We start from the raw sequence: 17,121 nt of genomic DNA on the forward strand, positions 1-17,121 counted from the left end.
TCATATTAAGGGATATTGCCACTATGGTTTTGGGAAAAAGATCAACTCATTATCTTGCACCATAACGCAATCCATACCAGCTGCATGCGCCGCTCGCTTCCCCAACTCAGTATCCTCGAACACAAGACACTGTGACGCCTCCAAGTCGAGTTGTTCCGCGGCCATCAAAAAGGTATCTGGAAAGGGTTTATGGTTCTCTACATCACTTGCGGTTACTACAACATCCAACTTGTCTAATAAACCTGCATGACTTAATAAGCGCATGGCACTTTCTCGTTGGCTGCCAGTACCGACTGCAATTTTCTTATGGCCTAAATATTCCTCTAACACGATGTTCGTGCAAGGAATAACGTCACCATGAAGCTCCATAGCAGCGAATGTTTCCATTTTAAATGTCGCGACAGTTTTAGGATCTAATAAAAGCTCATGCACACGATTTAGTTCCTCAACAATTTTAAAGCTCGGCATCCCTCCCAAACTGTGAAACCATTCCTGGCAAAACAGAAAATCAAAACGCTCAGCAGTTGCTTGCCAAGCTGCCAAGTGGGCTGGCATGGTATCGATTAGAGTACCATCCATATCAAATATGAATCCCTCATAGGGTCTAAAATCAATCGTGCTCATGTCTTTTCTTCTATTTGTGCATCTGTAATGTTAATTTATCAGCTCTTTCAATCGTCCTTACCGGCATTTACTTATCATGCTCAAAATTTCGAACTCCGTCACAATTCAAGAGTGGGAAATTCAATTATCCCCAATTAGAGCTCAAGGAAATGGTGGCCAGAACGTTAACAAGGTAGCGTCCGCTATACACCTGCGCTTTGATATCCGGCATTCCAGCTTACCTGACTTTTACAAAGAGCGATTACTTGCACTTTCTGATAGTCGTATAAGTAAAGATGGCGTGATCATCATCAAAGCGCAACAATTTCGGACACAAGAACAAAATAAGGAAGACGCCCTAAATCGGCTTCAAGCATTAATAAAAGCTGCCGCTTTACAGGAGAAGAAGCGTATTAAAACGAAACCAACCCGCGCTTCTCAACGCCGACGACTTGATACAAAAAACAAGCACGGAGCGAAAAAACAGCAACGTAAAAAAGTGCTGTATTAGTGCATGTCGTTTTCTCGACATGTTAGTTGAACAACGTTTGCTAGCCCTTGGAAATCTCATTGGATTTCTCTTTTTAGTTACTTATTCAGGAAACAACAATATGACTATTAGGCAAAAACTCTACTTCCTCGGAGTTATCGCCATTTTAGGCATCGTGGCCCTTTTGGGTACGTCATCCCATTTTGAAAATAAGAGCAATGACCTTAATCACGCCATCAAACTCGTTGGTGATCTAGAAATACGCTTACTCAACTTACGCAGAAATGAAAAAGATTTCCTACTACGTAGTAATGACAAATATCTAAATAAGTTTGACGCCAATGTTGACAAGTTTATAGACACAGAAAAAGAGCTTGCGAATATACTCAAGAGTAATGAATTACCTTCCAGTCAACAATTTAAGCAAGACTTGCTCGCATACCAAAGGGGCTTTCAGAATCTGGTCAGCGCTTACCAACGATACGGGCTTGATTCAAAGAGTGGGCTTCTCGCTGGTTACGAACAAGCACTATTAGAAGCAAAACAACGTTCAGACCACCAGCAGTTATTGGCATTAGTCCGTTTTGACTCTGCGGTAAAAGCAGGACTATTCAATAGTGACTTGCTTGAGGGGCAATATGCTCCTGAGCTTATCAAAACAGGTAAGCAATTGGCGGCCCAAAAGCAAGTTGTTGGGGTTGCTTATGACAAAGGCCTACTCGGTGAAACTCGCGCATTATCTCATGCCGTAGAAGAGCAATTTGAAACCTTTTCCACAGCCCTTAGCTCTGCTGCCGCACAACGTGATGAACAAATGTCGACCATCAAGCAGGTCATTACAGCTCTGATCTTAGTCGTTATTTTCGCATTGATTTGGCAAATTTCACGTTCAATCAATACGCGAGTGAATAGCTTACTTGGCACCATTCGAAGTATCAGCGAAACGAACAATATGGGACTTCGATCTGATTTGAAAGGTCAAGACGAGCTATTTGATATCAGTCATCACCTCAATGACCTATTGGATAAGCTTGAGCATCTAATTAGTAGTACCCAAGAAAAATCGGCGCAACTCACTGCAAGTACCGATAATATGCATCGTGAGTTAGAAGGCGTTATGGAGCAATTCCACACTCAAACTGACCACACTGCATCAATGGCGACGGCAGTTCAGCAAATGGTTGCCACAATAGGTGAAATCTCTGAAAGCACATCAGTTGCGGTAGAAGGCGTACATCAGGCAGCGAATAATGCCGAACAAGGTCGAGGAGTTGTTGAGGCGACGGTAACCAACATCGGTCAACTAACCACGATTTTATCAAACAGCCAGCAGTCGATTGGCTCGCTGAATCAGCATGTAGATAAAATTGGTGGTGCCGTGAACATCATCCAAGAAATAGCAGAGCAAACCAACCTACTAGCTCTCAACGCAGCAATTGAAGCCGCGCGAGCAGGCGAACAAGGCCGCGGGTTTGCAGTTGTCGCCGATGAAGTACGCGCCCTAGCTAGCCGAACTCATCAATCCACAGAGGAAATCACGCGGGTCGTTGCAGACATTCAAACTCAAATGTCTACAGTTGTTGCTGATATTGATCAATGTAACGATCAAGGGCAACAAACACTTAATGCTTCTGAAAAACTGGATTCTAGCCTACAGCAGATCATCACTGACATGCATTCAATTCAAGGTAATTCGGAGCGCATAGCTTCAGCAATTGAAGAACAAGGTATCGTTATGAACCAAGTTAGCGGTTCAATCACCGAGCTAAACGCAATATCTGAGAATAACATGCAATCCGCTCAGGAATGCTTGCACGAAGTGAACTCTGTCTCTGCTCAAGCTCATGATATGGATGAAGCCGTTGCACAATTCAAAACTGCGCTAAAATAACCCTTTTCAAAATAGAAAGCCCGAGGCAATCATCGCTTCGGGCTTTTTTTCAATTGTCACTTCGTGCTTACTGCGCACTTCGGATGTGATTATTCATCATCAAGAGGAACCAGCTTGGTGTTGCCGCCATGAACTTTCTCACGCTGCCTTTGCACCAGGGCGTAGAAGCCTGGGATCAAGAATGTACCTGCTAGAAGCACACACAATAGACCACCAATCAGCGACACGCCGAGTGAGTTTTGACTCACGTGCCCCGCACCAGCGGCAAAGATAAGCGGGAAGATACCCAGGATAAATGACCAAGATGTCATATTCACAGCGCGGAAACGTAACGTGCCTCCTTTAACCGCTGCACTATCGATATCAGCATCTTTTTCTTCACGCTCTTGCTTGGCGAACTCCACAATCAAAATTGCGTTTTTCGCCGCCAAGGCTATGAGCAAGACAAGACCAATTTGGGCATACAAGTTAAGCGGCGTGCCAGTTAGATTCAACGCAAGGAAGGAACCTAACGTTGCTACTGGGACCACCAAAATAATAGCCAGTGGAATACTCCAACTCTCATACTGAGCCACCATAAACAAGTAAATGAATATCAAAGCCAGCGCAAACGCATAAATGGCTTGGTTGCCCGCAAGCACTTCCTGATAAGCCATACCTGTCCATTCATACGTGTACCCTTGCGGAAGAACTTCAGCAGCAACGCGTTCCATTGCGGCAATCGCATCACCACTAGAGTAACCCGGAGCTGGTTGGCCTTGAATGATAGCACTGCGGTACATGTTGTAACGCCATGCCACATCAGGCTCAAACACTTGCTCGTAGCTCACTAGCGTACTTAACGGAACCATATCACCGTTCGAAGAACGAACATGGAAACGCTCTAGATCTTCCATGCTGCTACGGTGCTGGCTATCAGCTTGCATGGTTACGCGGAAGTTCTTACCAAACATGGTGAAGTCATTCACATAAAGCGAACCTAAGTTGCCTTGCAAGGTTTGGAAAATAGACGACAGCGAAATACCTAATTGCTGCGCTTTCTCACGATCGATATCAACGTAGTAGTGCGGAACATTCGCGCGGAACGTGCTAAACGTGTAGGCAATTTCAGGCGCTTGGTTAGCCGCTTGGATCATTTCTCCCATGACCATCGACAAGTCGGTACGACTTCGCCCTAGCGTGTCTTCAAGCACAAACTCAAAACCAGACGCAGCGCCCATACCTGGAACCGCCGGTGGTCCCATCGCAAAAACAACCGCTTGAGGTAACTCTGTCGCCGCTCGCCCGTTAATACGTGCCGCGATAGCATTAGCAGAGTGCTCTCCTTGCAGCGAGTTACGAGTATCCCAGTCATGCAATTTGATAAATACAGAAGCACCGTTTGATGCTGCTGCGCCTGTCATAAACGAGTAACCGTTCGCAACCGTCACACCATCCACACCAGGCTCTTCACCGATCATTTTCATTAAATCATTGGTGACTTCTTCAGTACGTGATAAAGAGGCTGAATCTGGTAGCTGTACGTTAACCAGCAAAATGCCTTTATCTTCTTGAGGAACAAACGCTGTAGAGGTGGTTTTCGCAAAGAAAGTGACCGCTGCGATAGCAACTATAAAGAACGTCACGAGCAGTAAAGACTTCTTCACCAAGAAACCAGCGATCTGGCCATAACGCGTAGTGATGCGCTCTAAGCCTCTGTTGAAAGCCTGGAACCAGTTAGCGGTATTGCCCCCACCCTGCTTCAATACCAGAGAACAAAGTGCTGGAGACAGCGTCAATGCATTGATGGATGAAATCACAACCGAAATACAGATGGTCAAAGCGAACTGGCGATACATGATACCGGTGATACCTGGCAGCATGGCGACGGGTATGAATACCGCAAGTAGAACCAAGGTCGACGTGATGATTGGTCCCGTTACTTCTTTCATCGCTAGCAACGTCGCTTTACGCGGTGAAATGCTTGGGTCTTTCGCCATGGTAGTATCGACGTTTTCGATAACCAGAATCGCATCGTCCACCACGATACCAATCGCAAGGATCAAGCCAAACAAAGTAACCGTATTAATGGTGAAGCCCGTTGCCTGCATGATGGCAAACGTACCAATCAGAGAAACGGGGATCGCGACAACAGGAATCAACGTTGCACGCGCACTACCCAAGAACAAGTAAGTTACAGCAATCACCAATAGAATCGCTTCAATCAGTGTTTTTACTACCCCTTTGATCGATTCAGATACGAACACGGTTGTATCGTAGCTGGTCTCGTATTCCATTCCCTCTGGGAAGTTTTTGCTCAAGCCTTCAAGGAGCTCCATGACGGCCTGACCACTTTCTAACGCATTCGCATCCGATTGAAGAGACAACGCAACGATTGACGCGTCCTGGCCACGGAACTTACCGTTACCATCGTAGAACTTTTTGCCTAGTTCAACGCGAGCAACATCTTTCAGATAAACCGTAGAGCCATTGGGATTAGCTCGAAGGACTACGTTCTCAAACTCACTCACGCTTTCCAAGCGACCTTTGGTCACAAGGTTAAACTGAACTTCTTGCGGATTGTTGTATGGTGCTGCACCTACACGCCCTGCCGCAACTTGAACGTTCTGTTCAGCCAAAGCGGCGTATACGTCTGACGTGGTTAGCTTAAGGTTGGCCATTTTTTCAGGATCTAACCAAACACGCATTGCGTATTCGCCACCACCAATCACGTTAACTTCACTGATACCTTTCGCACGAGCCAACTGATCTTTTACATTCAAGTTAATGTAGTTAATCAAGAACTGATCATCGTATTTGCCATCAGGTGAATAGAAGTTAAGTACCATCAGCAAGTCAGGTGAACGCTTTTTCACCGTCACACCAACCATGCGAACTTCTTGAGGCAGTTTTGACTCAATCTGTGACACGCGGTTTTGCACGTTAACTTGCGCCATATCTGGATCGGTGCCAACATCGAACGTGACGTTTAGGCTGTAAGAGCCATCGTTCGCGCTCTTTGAAGACATGTATATCATATCCTCAACGCCGTTGACTGAGGTCTCTATGGGGTCCGCAATGGCCTGCTCGACAACTTCCGCACTCGCGCCAGTGTAGTAAGCCGAAACGCTTACTGATGGCGGGCTTATCTGTGGATACTCAGCCACTGGCAAAATCGCCAGTGAGATCGCGCCGGCTAGCGTTAATATGATCGAAATAACCAGCGCGAATTTAGGTCTCTGAATAAAGAAACGACTTAACATAGTGCCCCCTACTGCTTATCTTCAGCAGGTGCTTGAAGGCGCACTTCTACACCATTACGCACACGTTGTAGGCCTTGTGTAATAACCGTATCTTCCTGATCGAGCCCTTCTCGAATGATAATGCCTTGTTCAACCTGAGGGCCAAGCTCGACGTTACGACGCTCTGCCACACTTCCCTCAGCCATCACCATCACAAAGTCACCTTCTAAGTCAGTCTGTACGGCACGTCGTGGGATAACAATAACGTCTTTCGTGTTCTTATCTCTCAAGTTCACTTTGATGTGTTGACCCGGAAGTAACTTCTGCTCTGGGTTTGGCACTAGCGCGCGCATAGCAATCGTACCCGTTTTGGTGTCAATACGATTACCTAAGAAATCAAGCTTACCAAGATGCTCAAAAAACTGTCCATTTTCCAGTTCAAGCTGAACTTCAACGCGGTTTGATTCAGCCGAGCCATCACCTTTTACTTGATCCATACCCATAGCTAAACGCTCACGCTCACTCACACTAAATGAGGTATGAACTGGATCTAAACTCACCAGAGTTGTCAGCACGCCAGATGACGGAGAAACCAGATCACCCGTACTAACTTTGGTATCACTAATACGTCCGCTAAAAGGTGCTCGGATTTGAGTATAGGAAAGGTTAACTTCAGCAAGTTTAAGTTGAGCATTTGCCGCTTCTAGCTCTGCTCTCGCACCAAGAAGTGCCGCAGTTAAAGCATCAAACTCAGATTGAGAGATACTACCGCGAGGCAACAAGTTTTTACCTCGAGTATGATCTAATTCGGCTTTTTTTAGCGCCGCTTTAGCTTGTGCAAGTGCGGCTTTAGCACTCGCGACTTGGGCTTCAAAAGAAGATGGCTCGATAGAGTAAAGGAGCTGCCCTTTTTCTACCATTTGCCCCTCTTCAAAGTGACGAGCTTTTAAGTAGCCAGAAATCTGCGCGGTAATATTGGTATCTTCTACTGCTTCAATGCGACCGATATAAGACTTGCTCGGTTGGTAGTCGATAACCGTGACATCCTGAGTCACTACGAGAGGCGCTTGACCTTTCGTTTGGGCATTATTAGCTTCCCCGCATCCAGCGAGGATTGCTGTAGCCGCCATTAGTGCGACAAGTGGTTTCTTTTGCATGTATTTACCGTCTTTATAGAACAGGATATTGTTGAATTCCTATCAACCTTACTCCTTGCTGCCACTGAAAACTTCACTGAAAAGCGCCCAAGGTGTTTCTAAATGTAAACATGAGAAACAAAAGGAAAATAAAGTAATTTAGTTAACAGTGGTATTCAATGAGCAATATACATACAACTCAATCATAACTATTTAATATACGCCTTAGGAGATCGCGAATTTTAGCGTGTGCTTGGAAACACTAACGGGAGTATTGTATTCGGGCGTAAAGTGAGATTCAGTGCTCAAGATAAGAACGTTTTGTGGCTAAAAAGGTAAAAAGTGACGCCTTCATACTCAAGACCCCGATTTTGACTATTTTTTTAATATAAATGGGTTATCATTCAATTAATTCAACGCCTTCGACAGAGAGGATGACTATGATTTCTAAATGGGCGAAACGCTTTTACCAGATGGCAGAACTAGTGGCGTCTTGGAGTAAGGACCCATCAACACAAGTCGGTGCCGTTATTACTAAACAGAATCGCATTGTATCTGTTGGATTTAATGGCTATCCGCATGGTGTTTCTGACAGTGTCGACACCGATGAGCGCGAGTTGAAATACCTTAAAACACTGCACGCGGAAGAGAACGCAATTTTGTTCTCAAAACGTGACTTAGACGGATGTGATATTTGGGTAACGCATTTTCCTTGCCCTAACTGCGCGGCAAAGATCATTCAAACAGGGATCTCACACGTACACTGCCCTGAGCAGTCTGAAGACTTTTTATCTCGCTGGGGAGATAAAATCCAAGTCAGTCAAGATATGTTCGACCAAGCGGGTGTGAAAGTCGACTGGTTACCGCTAGAAGACATTGAAATTGAAGACAAAGACGTGCGCTAGTATTCCATCTTAATATTTAAATAGCCCAGAGAGATCTGGGCTATTTTGTTATTAAATCTGCAAGAGGTCTCGACGTAGTCTTTTAACTGTGTTTTTTCGCAGTGAGCTCAGCAATTTTGACAATAACGAGTACTGATTTTTCCATCATTTCAACAGAAATAAACTCATGAATTCCGTGGAAGTTAAAACCACCGGTGAAGATATTCGGGCACGGCAAACCCATAAAAGATAAACGAGCACCATCTGTACCACCACGAATAGGTTTTATAATCGGTTCCACATCACACGCTTCCATCGCTTGCTTTGCCAGCTCAATGATATGAGGGTAAGGCTCAACCATTTCTCTCATATTGTAATAGCTGTCTTTTATTTTTAGCTCTACAGAACCATGGCGTAAACCCGTGTTCATTTCATCGACGAGTTTCTGCATAAAAGCTTTTCGATCCTCAAGTCTTTGACGGTCAAAGTCTCTAATAATGTAACCTAGCTCGCTTCGTGCAACGCCCATTTCTGCCGATTTTAGATGGAAGAACCCTTCGTAACCTTCGGTTGTTTCCGGAGTTTGATCTTGGGGCATTTGAACTTGAAATTTCGCAGCCAAGTTCATCGCATTGACCATTTTGCCTTTTGCGGTACCTGGATGAACGCTAACTCCATGAAAAATTACATCAGCGTTTGCTGCATTAAAGTTTTCGTATTCCAATTCACCTTGCGGGCCACCATCTATAGTGTATGCCCATTTCGCGCCAAATTTTTTAACATCAAACAAATCTGCACCACGACCGATTTCTTCATCCGGAGTAAAGCCGATACAAATGTCGCCGTGTGGAATGTCTGGGTTTTCCAGTAGCAGAGCTACCGCGGAAAGAATCTCTGCGATACCAGCTTTGTTATCCGCGCCAAGTAATGTAGTGCCATCGGTAGTAATAAGATTGTGGCCATGTAGGTGATGTAAATCTGGGTATTGCACGGGAGATAACACTTCATCCCCCAACCCTAATGCAATATCGCCACCCTGGTAATCTTCGATGAATTGCGGCTTTACGTTTTTGCCAGATGCATCCGGCGCGGTATCCATATGGGCAATGAAGCCGATAGGAGGAACCTCATAATCAACATTGGCTGGCAGTTTAGCCATCAAGTAGCCATTTTTATCCAAAGTCACGTCACTTAAGCCAAGTTCGAGCATCTCTTTTTTAAGTAACTCAGCAAACACAAACTGGCCAGGTGAACTTGGGCAAAGCGTCACATGTGGATTGGATTGGGTATCAAACGTGACGTATCGAAGAAATCTTTCAACTAAATGTTTCATATTTATTCTCATTGTTTTGTACGATGAGGCCATATCACGCATTGATAAGCTGACGTTGCCTCATCAAACCTCACGCTATGTTACGCTCTTAGTTCAATAAGAATTTGCTTTGAATCATTTTTTGATAAGAAAGGCTTTTGCGCTTTGCTTCCGCTCATTGAAGCATGAATTTAATCTAAAAGTTCCTCTGCCAGTACTCGCCACTCTTTAACCTTTTCACGAAAATGACGCCATTGCTTATCGGTCATCGAACGAGAAACATCTAATGTCAGTTGATCAACCAATGCAAAGTTAGAGTCAATATTCAGAGAAAGCTGCTCACTATAATAACTCTCTGGCTCGAACAAGAGTCGCATAAATATATCTTGATAAGTCACAACATTAGATTTGTTGTCGAACAAGTATTCGAGCTCTTGATATACCGTGGCTCGATAATCTCTCCATAAAGGGCTGTTTAAAATAACTTGCTGAGAAAATCTTTGAGCTAATTGACGCTGATTTCCTGATAGATTCCCCAGCCATTCTTCCATCCACTCTTCAGTGTTATCCAGAATAATTTCACGCACTTCGTCTTCTGTCTTATCGGCATATTTTGCGTTTCGCTCTTGATAATGTTCTTGTACATTACTCAAAAACTCGCGTTCTTGCTCTTTCGTTAATTGCAAACTTAACGCAAAAAGATCTGGTGCTGCTTTGCTGACCACTCTATCGTAATGCGCTCGCATTCTATCTCGATTTTTTTGTAAGTAATTTAAGGTGATATCGCTCGCTTTTAATCTCTCAAGGTCTTTTAAATGTTCGATATATATTGGTAACTCCTCTTTCTTGTGCCAGTCTGCCAACAATAATAAACGCTCTTCCACTAGGACTTCTTGTTCCCCTTGCAACGAGACATAGTCCTCTAAGTAATCGAGCACGAACCAATCGATATTGCTGTATAAAAACTTTTTCGCACAACCGGCAAGCAGAAATACGAAACAAAATAGAAGGCCATAACGAAGCGCCTTATTAGATACATCCTTTAATTTAGTCACTTATTCGTATTCCCTTTTCTGTTGATTAAGTTCTATACTCAACCTGTATCACTTAGTATTGCGGCAAACTTACACCAGTGTGACAAATATTGATTGCCACCTTAATAATATATAGAGTTTGAAATTAACTTTTTGATCACAGCTATCCGCAAAAAAGTGAGTTAGAGCGCAATTATCGGCTAAAAAACGTACCGAACGACGCTCCCTATAACGGCATATAATTTGCATGGATGTTTTTTGGATGGTTTATGGAGGCGAAGTATGGCAGCCGCTGAGCAACTTGATACCAGTGTAGAATATGAGATTCGATATTTTGAACAGGGGAAAATGCACTGCATGAGAGTCATTGCTGAAAGCAAAAAAGTGGCTTATCAGTACTATTTGGAGTGTGGTAAGCACAACAGTGACTTGTACTCTATTCGCCCAGACAAGTAAAAAAACCGCCTAACAGGCGGTTTTTTTATTCGTCAGAATCAATATAACTGTTTGATTTTATTTATTATTACAGATTCAAATCCAACAATGTTATTTGATGTCTCCAAAGCGCTCAAGATAAAGGACGGTTGCTGCAGTACGAGAAGGAACTTGAAGCTTTTTAAGTAAACTCTTCATATGTACTTTAACCGTAGACTCAGAGATAAAAAGACGATCGGCAATTTGCTTGTTGCGGAAACCTCTTGCCACCTCTCTTAAGATCTGCGATTCACGATCGGTCAGTGTATCAAACACGTCCTCTTGCTCTGAACGTTCACTCAAATACTTAGAAACTTCTTGGCTGTATGCCTTGTCCCCTTGGTGCGCTTGTTTTAGCAACTCAACCAACTCATCGGGCTCAGTGTCTTTCAATAAATAGCCATCGGCACCACTTCGAACTATTGCTTCTATATCTGCTGGGCTATCCGAAACGGTTAGAATGACAATTCTGGCTTCACAGCCATCTGCACGCAGTGCTTGCAAAGTATCAAGGCCAGACATGCCTTTCATATTAAGATCAAGAAGTACAAGATCCAGTTCCAGCTCATGCGCTTTCGCTACTGCATCCGCGCCATTACTTGCTTCTGCAATAACCTCAAACTCAGGCTCAAAGCTTAAAAGCTGGTGGATACCTCTTCGCATGAGTGGATGATCATCCACCAGCATTACTTTACACACTGTCACTGTTTACTTCCTTACTATGTTGGAATTCTAATTTTACGGTACAACCTTTGTTTATCGATGCTTCGATGTGAAGATCGGCATGCAGTCTAGCGGCCCGCTCTTGCATGATACTCATACCGTAATGATTTAATTTTTCGTCTTGATGTTCAAAGCCTATTCCATCGTCGCTAACGGTTACTGTGACTTTTCCATCATTATCGAGACATTGAATGTGAATATTATCTGCTTGCGCATGTTTGATAGCATTAATTGCCGCTTCTCTTATCAACTGTAGTAAATGAACCTGCTGATGTGCATCCAGTTCAGTTGATGAAAGTCTATTTTTTAGCGTAATGTCCGCAGCAGTTTGTTCACTGAGCGTTTCAACCATGTCTTGCAATGCTTGGCCAAAACTGCCCTCTTTAATCGTAAGACGAAACGTCGTCAGTAGCTCGCGTAACTGCGTATAAGCCGCAGATAAGCCCGTATCTAGCTCAGCAATAACTTGATTAGCCTGCGCGATCGCCTTTTCGTCAGGCAAGTTCTTTACGCTTCTCTTTAACAAAGCGACCTGAATTTTTAAGTAAGAGAGTGCTTGAGCCAATGAATCATGCAACTCCCGAGCAATAGTGGCTCGCTCTTCCATCAGCAGAATTTGTTCTGCTTGGCGCTGCGCCCGATTGTAATACACGGCGCGTGATAAAATCTGCACGAAGTTGTCAATAAGAGCCTCGTTCGGACAAGGTAACCCTGCTTTCCAATATAAATAACCCAAGTGCTCACCATCTAGCATCAGGGCTTTACCGTGGCAATCTTCATCACAATCTTGGCAGCATTCTTCTCCTTCCATCAATATCCAGCTCGGTTCTCCCAGCTGCTCGATTTCAAGTTTGACCGCTTTAATGCCCTCAAGACTGACGATATGCTGCAAAATCGCCTGGAAATTGTCTTGATTAATACGCGACGCCGTGAGTTCTTTTGACGAGTCATACAGCACCTCTAAAGACTGGTTGGCATGCTGCAATTTACGTGTTTTCTCATCAACCGCTTGTTCTAATCCTCGGTACAACTTACCAAGGTCTGTCGCCATCCGATTAAAGGTTCGAGTCAGTATTCCCATTTCATTATCGCTAGATACATTGAGCGATATATTAAATGAGCGATTTTTAATTTGCTCGCTAGCAAAAACTAAGGCACGCAGAGGCCGAACAACTTCGAGGCGCACAAAATGAACGACAAACATACTGACACAAAGAATGCCACCCAACCCTAACCCGCCGATCCAGGCTAAGTTAATCAGTTTTTGCTCCGAAAAGCTTTGCAGCTTAAATACAAACTCATCGATTTGTTCAACAAAACCGGCCACTAGGAGTTGATATTCTGCCGGGTTGTCTCCTCTAAGCACCGCCTTGAGTTCATGCCATCTGATAATAAGACGGTAGTAATCGTGAGTGATGTCTTCTGGCACAGACCAATGCTGAAGCGCTTTCATTGAAGGTGAATATATCGAATGTTCAAATGCGTCAATATGTGAAGAATAGTCAACAGATTTAACCTGAATATCATTCGCCAGACGGTAGCTTTGCATTCGCATCGAGCCAGCAACATTGACGGCTTCAGCATCGTTCAAACTGGACGCTAACGTAAAAATTGCAAAACCAGTCGTAGCAACTGAGAGCAGCAAAATAAGAAGCATTGCGGACGCAATCGTGCGCGTCACCGACTTTTTCACATTTTTAAACAATCTGAGTTCCTCGCCCATTAACAATCCTATTTGTACGTGCAATGAACCCATTACCTTTCAACTTTATCAATATGTGATCACCTGCGACGGAATTTATTGATCCAAAACAATATTGCATACCATTTACCCCCTAAGAGGTATTTATACAAATATGTCAAAAACTACAATTTCGTTAGTTTAAATGACAGTTTATTAATGAAAATTGTGGACTATGCTTAGTTTGGGTTCCAAGTTTCGAGGTGACTAAGTGGTAGACCTTTCCAGAAGAAGACTCTTTGCAAGAAAAGCGCACCCCGACAACGTCGTACGTTTGCCTTGGTTAACTAAACCGCAACAGTTTACGGACGATTGCACTCGCTGCGGTAAATGCATTGAGGCCTGTGAAACAAAGATTATAACCAAAAGTGATGGCGGATTCCCCTCGGTCGATTTTTCCATCGATGAATGCACATTTTGCTATCAATGTGCAAACGCCTGTCCTGAGCCCCTTTTCTTGCCAGAAACAGAACAACCTTGGCAAGCAAAAGCAAGTATCAACGATAACTGCTTAGCAAAACAAAATGTCGAATGCCGAAGCTGTGGGGATATGTGCGACCCGATGGCGATTCAGTTCAAATTAGAACTGGGGAAAGTAGCACAACCCAATTTAGACCTTGATGAGTGTAACGGCTGCGGCGCCTGTGTTTCAGTGTGCCCGACTTCATCCATCAATGTGAGCAATACAACAGCCTAAGCCGAATGTCGTCGGCCAAAGGCAATAAAAATAAATGAGAGAGCTATATGTCACTAAATGAAGTGCATATTTCAAGTTTGGTAGTACATGTGCTGCCGGAACATTTGGACGAAATCAAACAAAAGATAGAAGCACACGAAAATGCGGAAATCTATGGTGACAGTCCTGAAGGCAAGATTATCGTCGTACTTGAAACTGAGAACCAAGGTTTCATCACAGACACTATCGATGCCATTAACAATTTACCGAACGTCTTAAGCACGGTATTGGTTTATCACCAAATCGAAACTGGGCTTGAAGAAACGGATGAAGAAGACACTGGAACACAACATTCCCAAATCGAGGGTGAAGTATGAAAATGACAAGACGTGCGTTTGTGAAAGCAAACGCGGCTGCATCAGCTGCTGCTGTCGCAGGTGTGACACTACCAGCATCTGCAGCCAACCTGATTGCAAGCTCTGATCAAACCAAAATCACATGGGACAAAGCACCTTGTCGTTTCTGTGGTACAGGCTGTTCTGTTCTTGTTGGCACTCAAAACGGCAAAGTGGTAGCAACACAGGGTGACCCAGAAGCACCAGTAAACAAAGGTCTGAACTGTATCAAAGGTTACTTCCTTTCTAAGATCATGTACGGTCAAGACCGTCTAACTCAACCGATGCTACGAATGAAAGATGGCAAATTCCACAAAGATGGTGAATTTACACCTATCTCTTGGGATGACGCTTTCGACATCATGGCTGAGAAATGGAAAGCTTCCCTCGAGAAAAAAGGCCCAACAAGCGTAGGTATGTTTGGCTCAGGCCAATGGACAGTAATGGAAGGCTACGCTGCGTCAAAGTTAATGAAAGCAGGCTTCCGATCAAACAACATTGATCCAAACGCTCGTCACTGTATGGCTTCTGCCGTTGTAGGTTTCATGCGCGCATTCGGTATCGATGAGCCAATGGGTTGTTACGATGACTTCGAGAACGCAGACGCTTTCGTTCTTTGGGGCTCAAACATGGCAGAGATGCACCCGGTTCTATGGACTCGCATTACTGACCGCCGCCTAAGCCACCCTCACGTTAAAGTGAACGTGCTTTCTACTTACTACCATCGTTCATTTGAGTTGGCTGACCACGGCTACATTTTCAATCCTCAGTCTGACCTTGCAATTGCTAACTTCATCGCAAACTACATCATCGAAAACGATGCAGTAAACTGGGACTTCGTGAACAAACACACGAACTTCACTCAAGCAGACACTGACATCGGCTACGGTCTACGTGACGACGATCCGCTACAAAAAGCAGCGAAGAACCCGAACTCTGGCAAACTCACTTCTATCTCATTCGAAGAGTACAAGAAATCAGTAGCGCCATACACAGTAGAGAAAGCATCTGAAATCTCTGGTGTTGAGAAAGAGAAGCTTATCGAGCTTGCGAAGCAATACGCGGATCCAAACACGAAAGTGATGTCTCTATGGACGATGGGTATGAACCAGCATACTCGTGGTGTATGGATGAATAACTTGGTTTACAACATCCACCTACTAACCGGTAAGATCTCGACTCCGGGGAACAGCCCATTCTCACTAACGGGCCAACCATCAGCATGTGGTACCGCTCGTGAGGTTGGTACGTTTGCTCACCGCCTACCAGCGGATATGGTGGTTGCTAACCCTAAACACCGTAAGATTGCAGAAGACATCTGGAAACTGCCAGAAGGTACGATTCCACCAAAACCTGGCTTCCACGCCGTATTGCAAGACCGTATGCTGAATGACGGCGTTCTGAACTGTTACTGGGTTCAATGTAACAACAACATGCAAGCCGGTCCAAACATCAACACAGAACGTCTTCCAGGTTACCGCAACCCAGAAAACTTCATCGTTGTGTCTGACCCATACCCGACAGCAACAGCACAAGCAGCAGACCTTATTCTTCCTACCGCAATGTGGATTGAAAAAGAAGGTGCTTACGGTAACGCAGAGCGTCGTACCCAAGCTTGGTACCAACAAGTGGGCACAGTCGGTCAAGCAAAATCGGACCTTTGGCAACTAATGGAGTTCTCGAAACGCTTCAAAATGGAAGAAGTGTGGCCTGAAGAGCTTCTAGCGAAAGCGCCTCAATACCGTGGTAAAACAATGTACGACGTACTTTACCGCAATGGTAACGTCGACAAATTCCCTATCGAAGAAGCTCGTGAACTGAATGACGATGCTCACCACTTCGGTTTCTATGTTCAAAAAGGTCTGTTTGAGGAATACGCAACATTTGGCCGTGGTCACGGGCATGATTTGGCTCCATACGACCGCTACCACCAAGTACGTGGTCTACGTTGGCCTGTTGTTGATGGTAAGGAAACACAGTGGCGCTTTAAAGAAGGTTCAGACCCATACGCGAAAGAAGGTTCTGGTTGGGACTTCTACGGCAATGCTGACGGCAAAGCGAAGATCATTTCCGCGCCATACGAAGCGCCACCAGAAGTACCGAACGATGAATTTGATATGTGGTTATGTACTGGTCGTGTTCTTGAACATTGGCACACAGGCACCATGACTCGTCGTGTACCTGAATTATACAAAGCAGTACCAGACGCAGTGTGTTACATGCACCCAGAAGACGCAAAAGCACGCAATGTTCGTCGTGGTGAAGAAGTACTCATGGCAAACAAACGCGGTGAAGTACGCGTTCGTGTTGAAACTCGCGGTCGTAACCGTCCGCCAAAAGGCTTGGTATTCGTACCGTTCTTTGATGCACGTATTTTGATTAACAAGCTTATCCTAGATGCGACTGATCCACTGTCTAAACAGACAGACTTTAAGAAGTGCCCAGTCAAAATCACTAAGATTGCTTAACCTTCAGATACTGAATGCTACGGCCGTCATTATGGCGGCCTAATAAAGAATTTAAGCCATAAAGGCGGAGATG

The 17,121-nt window shown here is 44.5% G+C and carries 14 protein-coding genes; 7 read left to right on the forward strand and 7 right to left on the reverse strand.

The genetic code is table 11. From position 1 onward, the window contains the following. Positions 1-21 precede the first annotated feature (21 nt). Positions 22-624 carry a beta-phosphoglucomutase family hydrolase gene (locus H9L11_RS22835; RefSeq protein WP_171342611.1) on the reverse strand — a complete coding sequence of 201 codons (603 nt, stop codon included), beginning with the start codon at positions 622-624 and terminating at the stop codon, positions 22-24. A gap of 76 nt (positions 625-700) precedes the next feature. On the opposite strand from H9L11_RS22835, the gene arfB reads away from it, so the two are divergent. Together arfB and H9L11_RS22845 are read left to right on the forward strand one after the other, a co-directional pair. Continuing rightward, positions 701-1,114 carry an alternative ribosome rescue aminoacyl-tRNA hydrolase ArfB gene (gene arfB, locus H9L11_RS22840; protein WP_017635196.1) on the forward strand — a complete coding sequence of 138 codons (414 nt, stop codon included), beginning with the start codon at positions 701-703 and terminating at the stop codon, positions 1,112-1,114. A 100-nt stretch (positions 1,115-1,214) separates the two neighbouring features. Then, a complete protein-coding gene (locus H9L11_RS22845) occupies positions 1,215-2,984 on the forward strand; it encodes a methyl-accepting chemotaxis protein (RefSeq protein ID WP_025767924.1) in 1,770 nt (589 codons plus the stop codon). An 89-nt stretch (positions 2,985-3,073) separates the two neighbouring features. Here H9L11_RS22845 and vmeZ read toward each other — a convergent pair whose 3' ends face one another. Then, positions 3,074-6,226, reverse strand: coding sequence for a multidrug efflux RND transporter permease subunit VmeZ (gene vmeZ / locus H9L11_RS22850; RefSeq protein WP_005373507.1), 3,153 nt, complete (start codon positions 6,224-6,226; stop codon positions 3,074-3,076). A gap of 8 nt (positions 6,227-6,234) precedes the next feature. Next, positions 6,235-7,362, reverse strand: a complete 1,128-nt coding sequence (vmeY, locus tag H9L11_RS22855) for a multidrug efflux RND transporter periplasmic adaptor subunit VmeY (protein ID WP_017635193.1) — start codon at positions 7,360-7,362, stop codon at positions 6,235-6,237. A 419-nt stretch (positions 7,363-7,781) separates the two neighbouring features. Between vmeY and H9L11_RS22860 the strand changes: the two genes are divergently transcribed. After that, complete coding sequence (locus tag H9L11_RS22860) at positions 7,782-8,246, forward strand: cytidine/deoxycytidylate deaminase family protein (RefSeq protein WP_005373515.1); 465 nt, start codon at positions 7,782-7,784, stop codon at positions 8,244-8,246. Between the two features lie 82 nt (positions 8,247-8,328). Here H9L11_RS22860 and pepT read toward each other — a convergent pair whose 3' ends face one another. Continuing rightward, positions 8,329-9,558 (reverse strand): peptidase T, encoded by a 1,230-nt coding sequence (pepT, locus tag H9L11_RS22865; RefSeq protein WP_151515725.1) that lies wholly within the window; start codon positions 9,556-9,558, stop codon positions 8,329-8,331. Between the two features lie 170 nt (positions 9,559-9,728). Continuing rightward, entirely contained in the window at positions 9,729-10,592 is an 864-nt protein-coding gene (locus H9L11_RS22870) for a DUF6279 family lipoprotein (protein WP_171342612.1), read from the reverse strand. Between the two features lie 261 nt (positions 10,593-10,853). On the opposite strand from H9L11_RS22870, the gene H9L11_RS22875 reads away from it, so the two are divergent. Then, a complete protein-coding gene (locus H9L11_RS22875) occupies positions 10,854-11,027 on the forward strand; it encodes a hypothetical protein (protein ID WP_005373524.1) in 174 nt (57 codons plus the stop codon). A 90-nt stretch (positions 11,028-11,117) separates the two neighbouring features. Here the strand turns inward: H9L11_RS22875 and H9L11_RS22880 are convergent, their stop codons facing one another. Next, positions 11,118-11,732, reverse strand: a complete 615-nt coding sequence (locus H9L11_RS22880) for a response regulator (protein ID WP_031777156.1) — start codon at positions 11,730-11,732, stop codon at positions 11,118-11,120. 4 nt (positions 11,733-11,736) lie between these two features. Then, the gene (gene narQ, locus H9L11_RS22885) at positions 11,737-13,473 is read right to left on the reverse strand and encodes a nitrate/nitrite two-component system sensor histidine kinase NarQ (RefSeq protein ID WP_025767926.1); all 1,737 of its coding nucleotides are present in this window, start codon (positions 13,471-13,473) and stop codon (positions 11,737-11,739) included. A gap of 247 nt (positions 13,474-13,720) precedes the next feature. Here narQ and napF point away from each other — a divergent pair, with 247 nt between their 5' ends. Genes napF through napA form a run of 3 tightly spaced genes read left to right on the forward strand, consistent with a single transcriptional unit; the run spans position 13,721 to position 17,048 of the window. After that, a complete protein-coding gene (gene napF, locus H9L11_RS22890) occupies positions 13,721-14,206 on the forward strand; it encodes a ferredoxin-type protein NapF (RefSeq protein WP_081107471.1) in 486 nt (161 codons plus the stop codon). Positions 14,207-14,253: 47 nt separating this feature from the next. Further along, on the forward strand, positions 14,254-14,562 hold the full coding sequence (locus H9L11_RS22895) for a chaperone NapD (RefSeq protein WP_005373535.1): 309 nt from the start codon (positions 14,254-14,256) through the stop codon (positions 14,560-14,562). After that, positions 14,559-17,048: a periplasmic nitrate reductase subunit alpha gene (napA, locus tag H9L11_RS22900; protein ID WP_005389060.1), complete on the forward strand. Its 2,490-nt coding sequence runs from the start codon at positions 14,559-14,561 to the stop codon at positions 17,046-17,048. Before H9L11_RS22895 ends, napA begins: the two co-directional genes overlap by 4 nt. The last annotated feature ends 73 nt before the right edge of the window (positions 17,049-17,121 follow it).

It is taken from the genome of Vibrio sp. sp1 (genome assembly GCF_016920955.1).
Classification (GTDB): Bacteria; Pseudomonadota; Gammaproteobacteria; order Enterobacterales; family Vibrionaceae; genus Vibrio; species Vibrio alginolyticus.

Coding starts and splice junctions, on each gene's coding strand:
- H9L11_RS22835 (WP_171342611.1), bottom strand. CDS start 624: ATGAGCACGATTGATTTTAGACCCTATGAGGGATTCATATTTGATATG.
- arfB (WP_017635196.1), top strand. CDS start 701: ATGCTCAAAATTTCGAACTCCGTCACAATTCAAGAGTGGGAAATTCAA.
- H9L11_RS22845 (WP_025767924.1), top strand. CDS start 1,215: ATGACTATTAGGCAAAAACTCTACTTCCTCGGAGTTATCGCCATTTTA.
- vmeZ (WP_005373507.1), bottom strand. CDS start 6,226: ATGTTAAGTCGTTTCTTTATTCAGAGACCTAAATTCGCGCTGGTTATT.
- vmeY (WP_017635193.1), bottom strand. CDS start 7,362: ATGCAAAAGAAACCACTTGTCGCACTAATGGCGGCTACAGCAATCCTC.
- H9L11_RS22860 (WP_005373515.1), top strand. CDS start 7,782: ATGATTTCTAAATGGGCGAAACGCTTTTACCAGATGGCAGAACTAGTG.
- pepT (WP_151515725.1), bottom strand. CDS start 9,558: ATGAAACATTTAGTTGAAAGATTTCTTCGATACGTCACGTTTGATACC.
- H9L11_RS22875 (WP_005373524.1), top strand. CDS start 10,854: ATGGCAGCCGCTGAGCAACTTGATACCAGTGTAGAATATGAGATTCGA.
- H9L11_RS22880 (WP_031777156.1), bottom strand. CDS start 11,732: ATGCTGGTGGATGATCATCCACTCATGCGAAGAGGTATCCACCAGCTT.
- H9L11_RS22895 (WP_005373535.1), top strand. CDS start 14,254: ATGTCACTAAATGAAGTGCATATTTCAAGTTTGGTAGTACATGTGCTG.
- napA (WP_005389060.1), top strand. CDS start 14,559: ATGAAAATGACAAGACGTGCGTTTGTGAAAGCAAACGCGGCTGCATCA.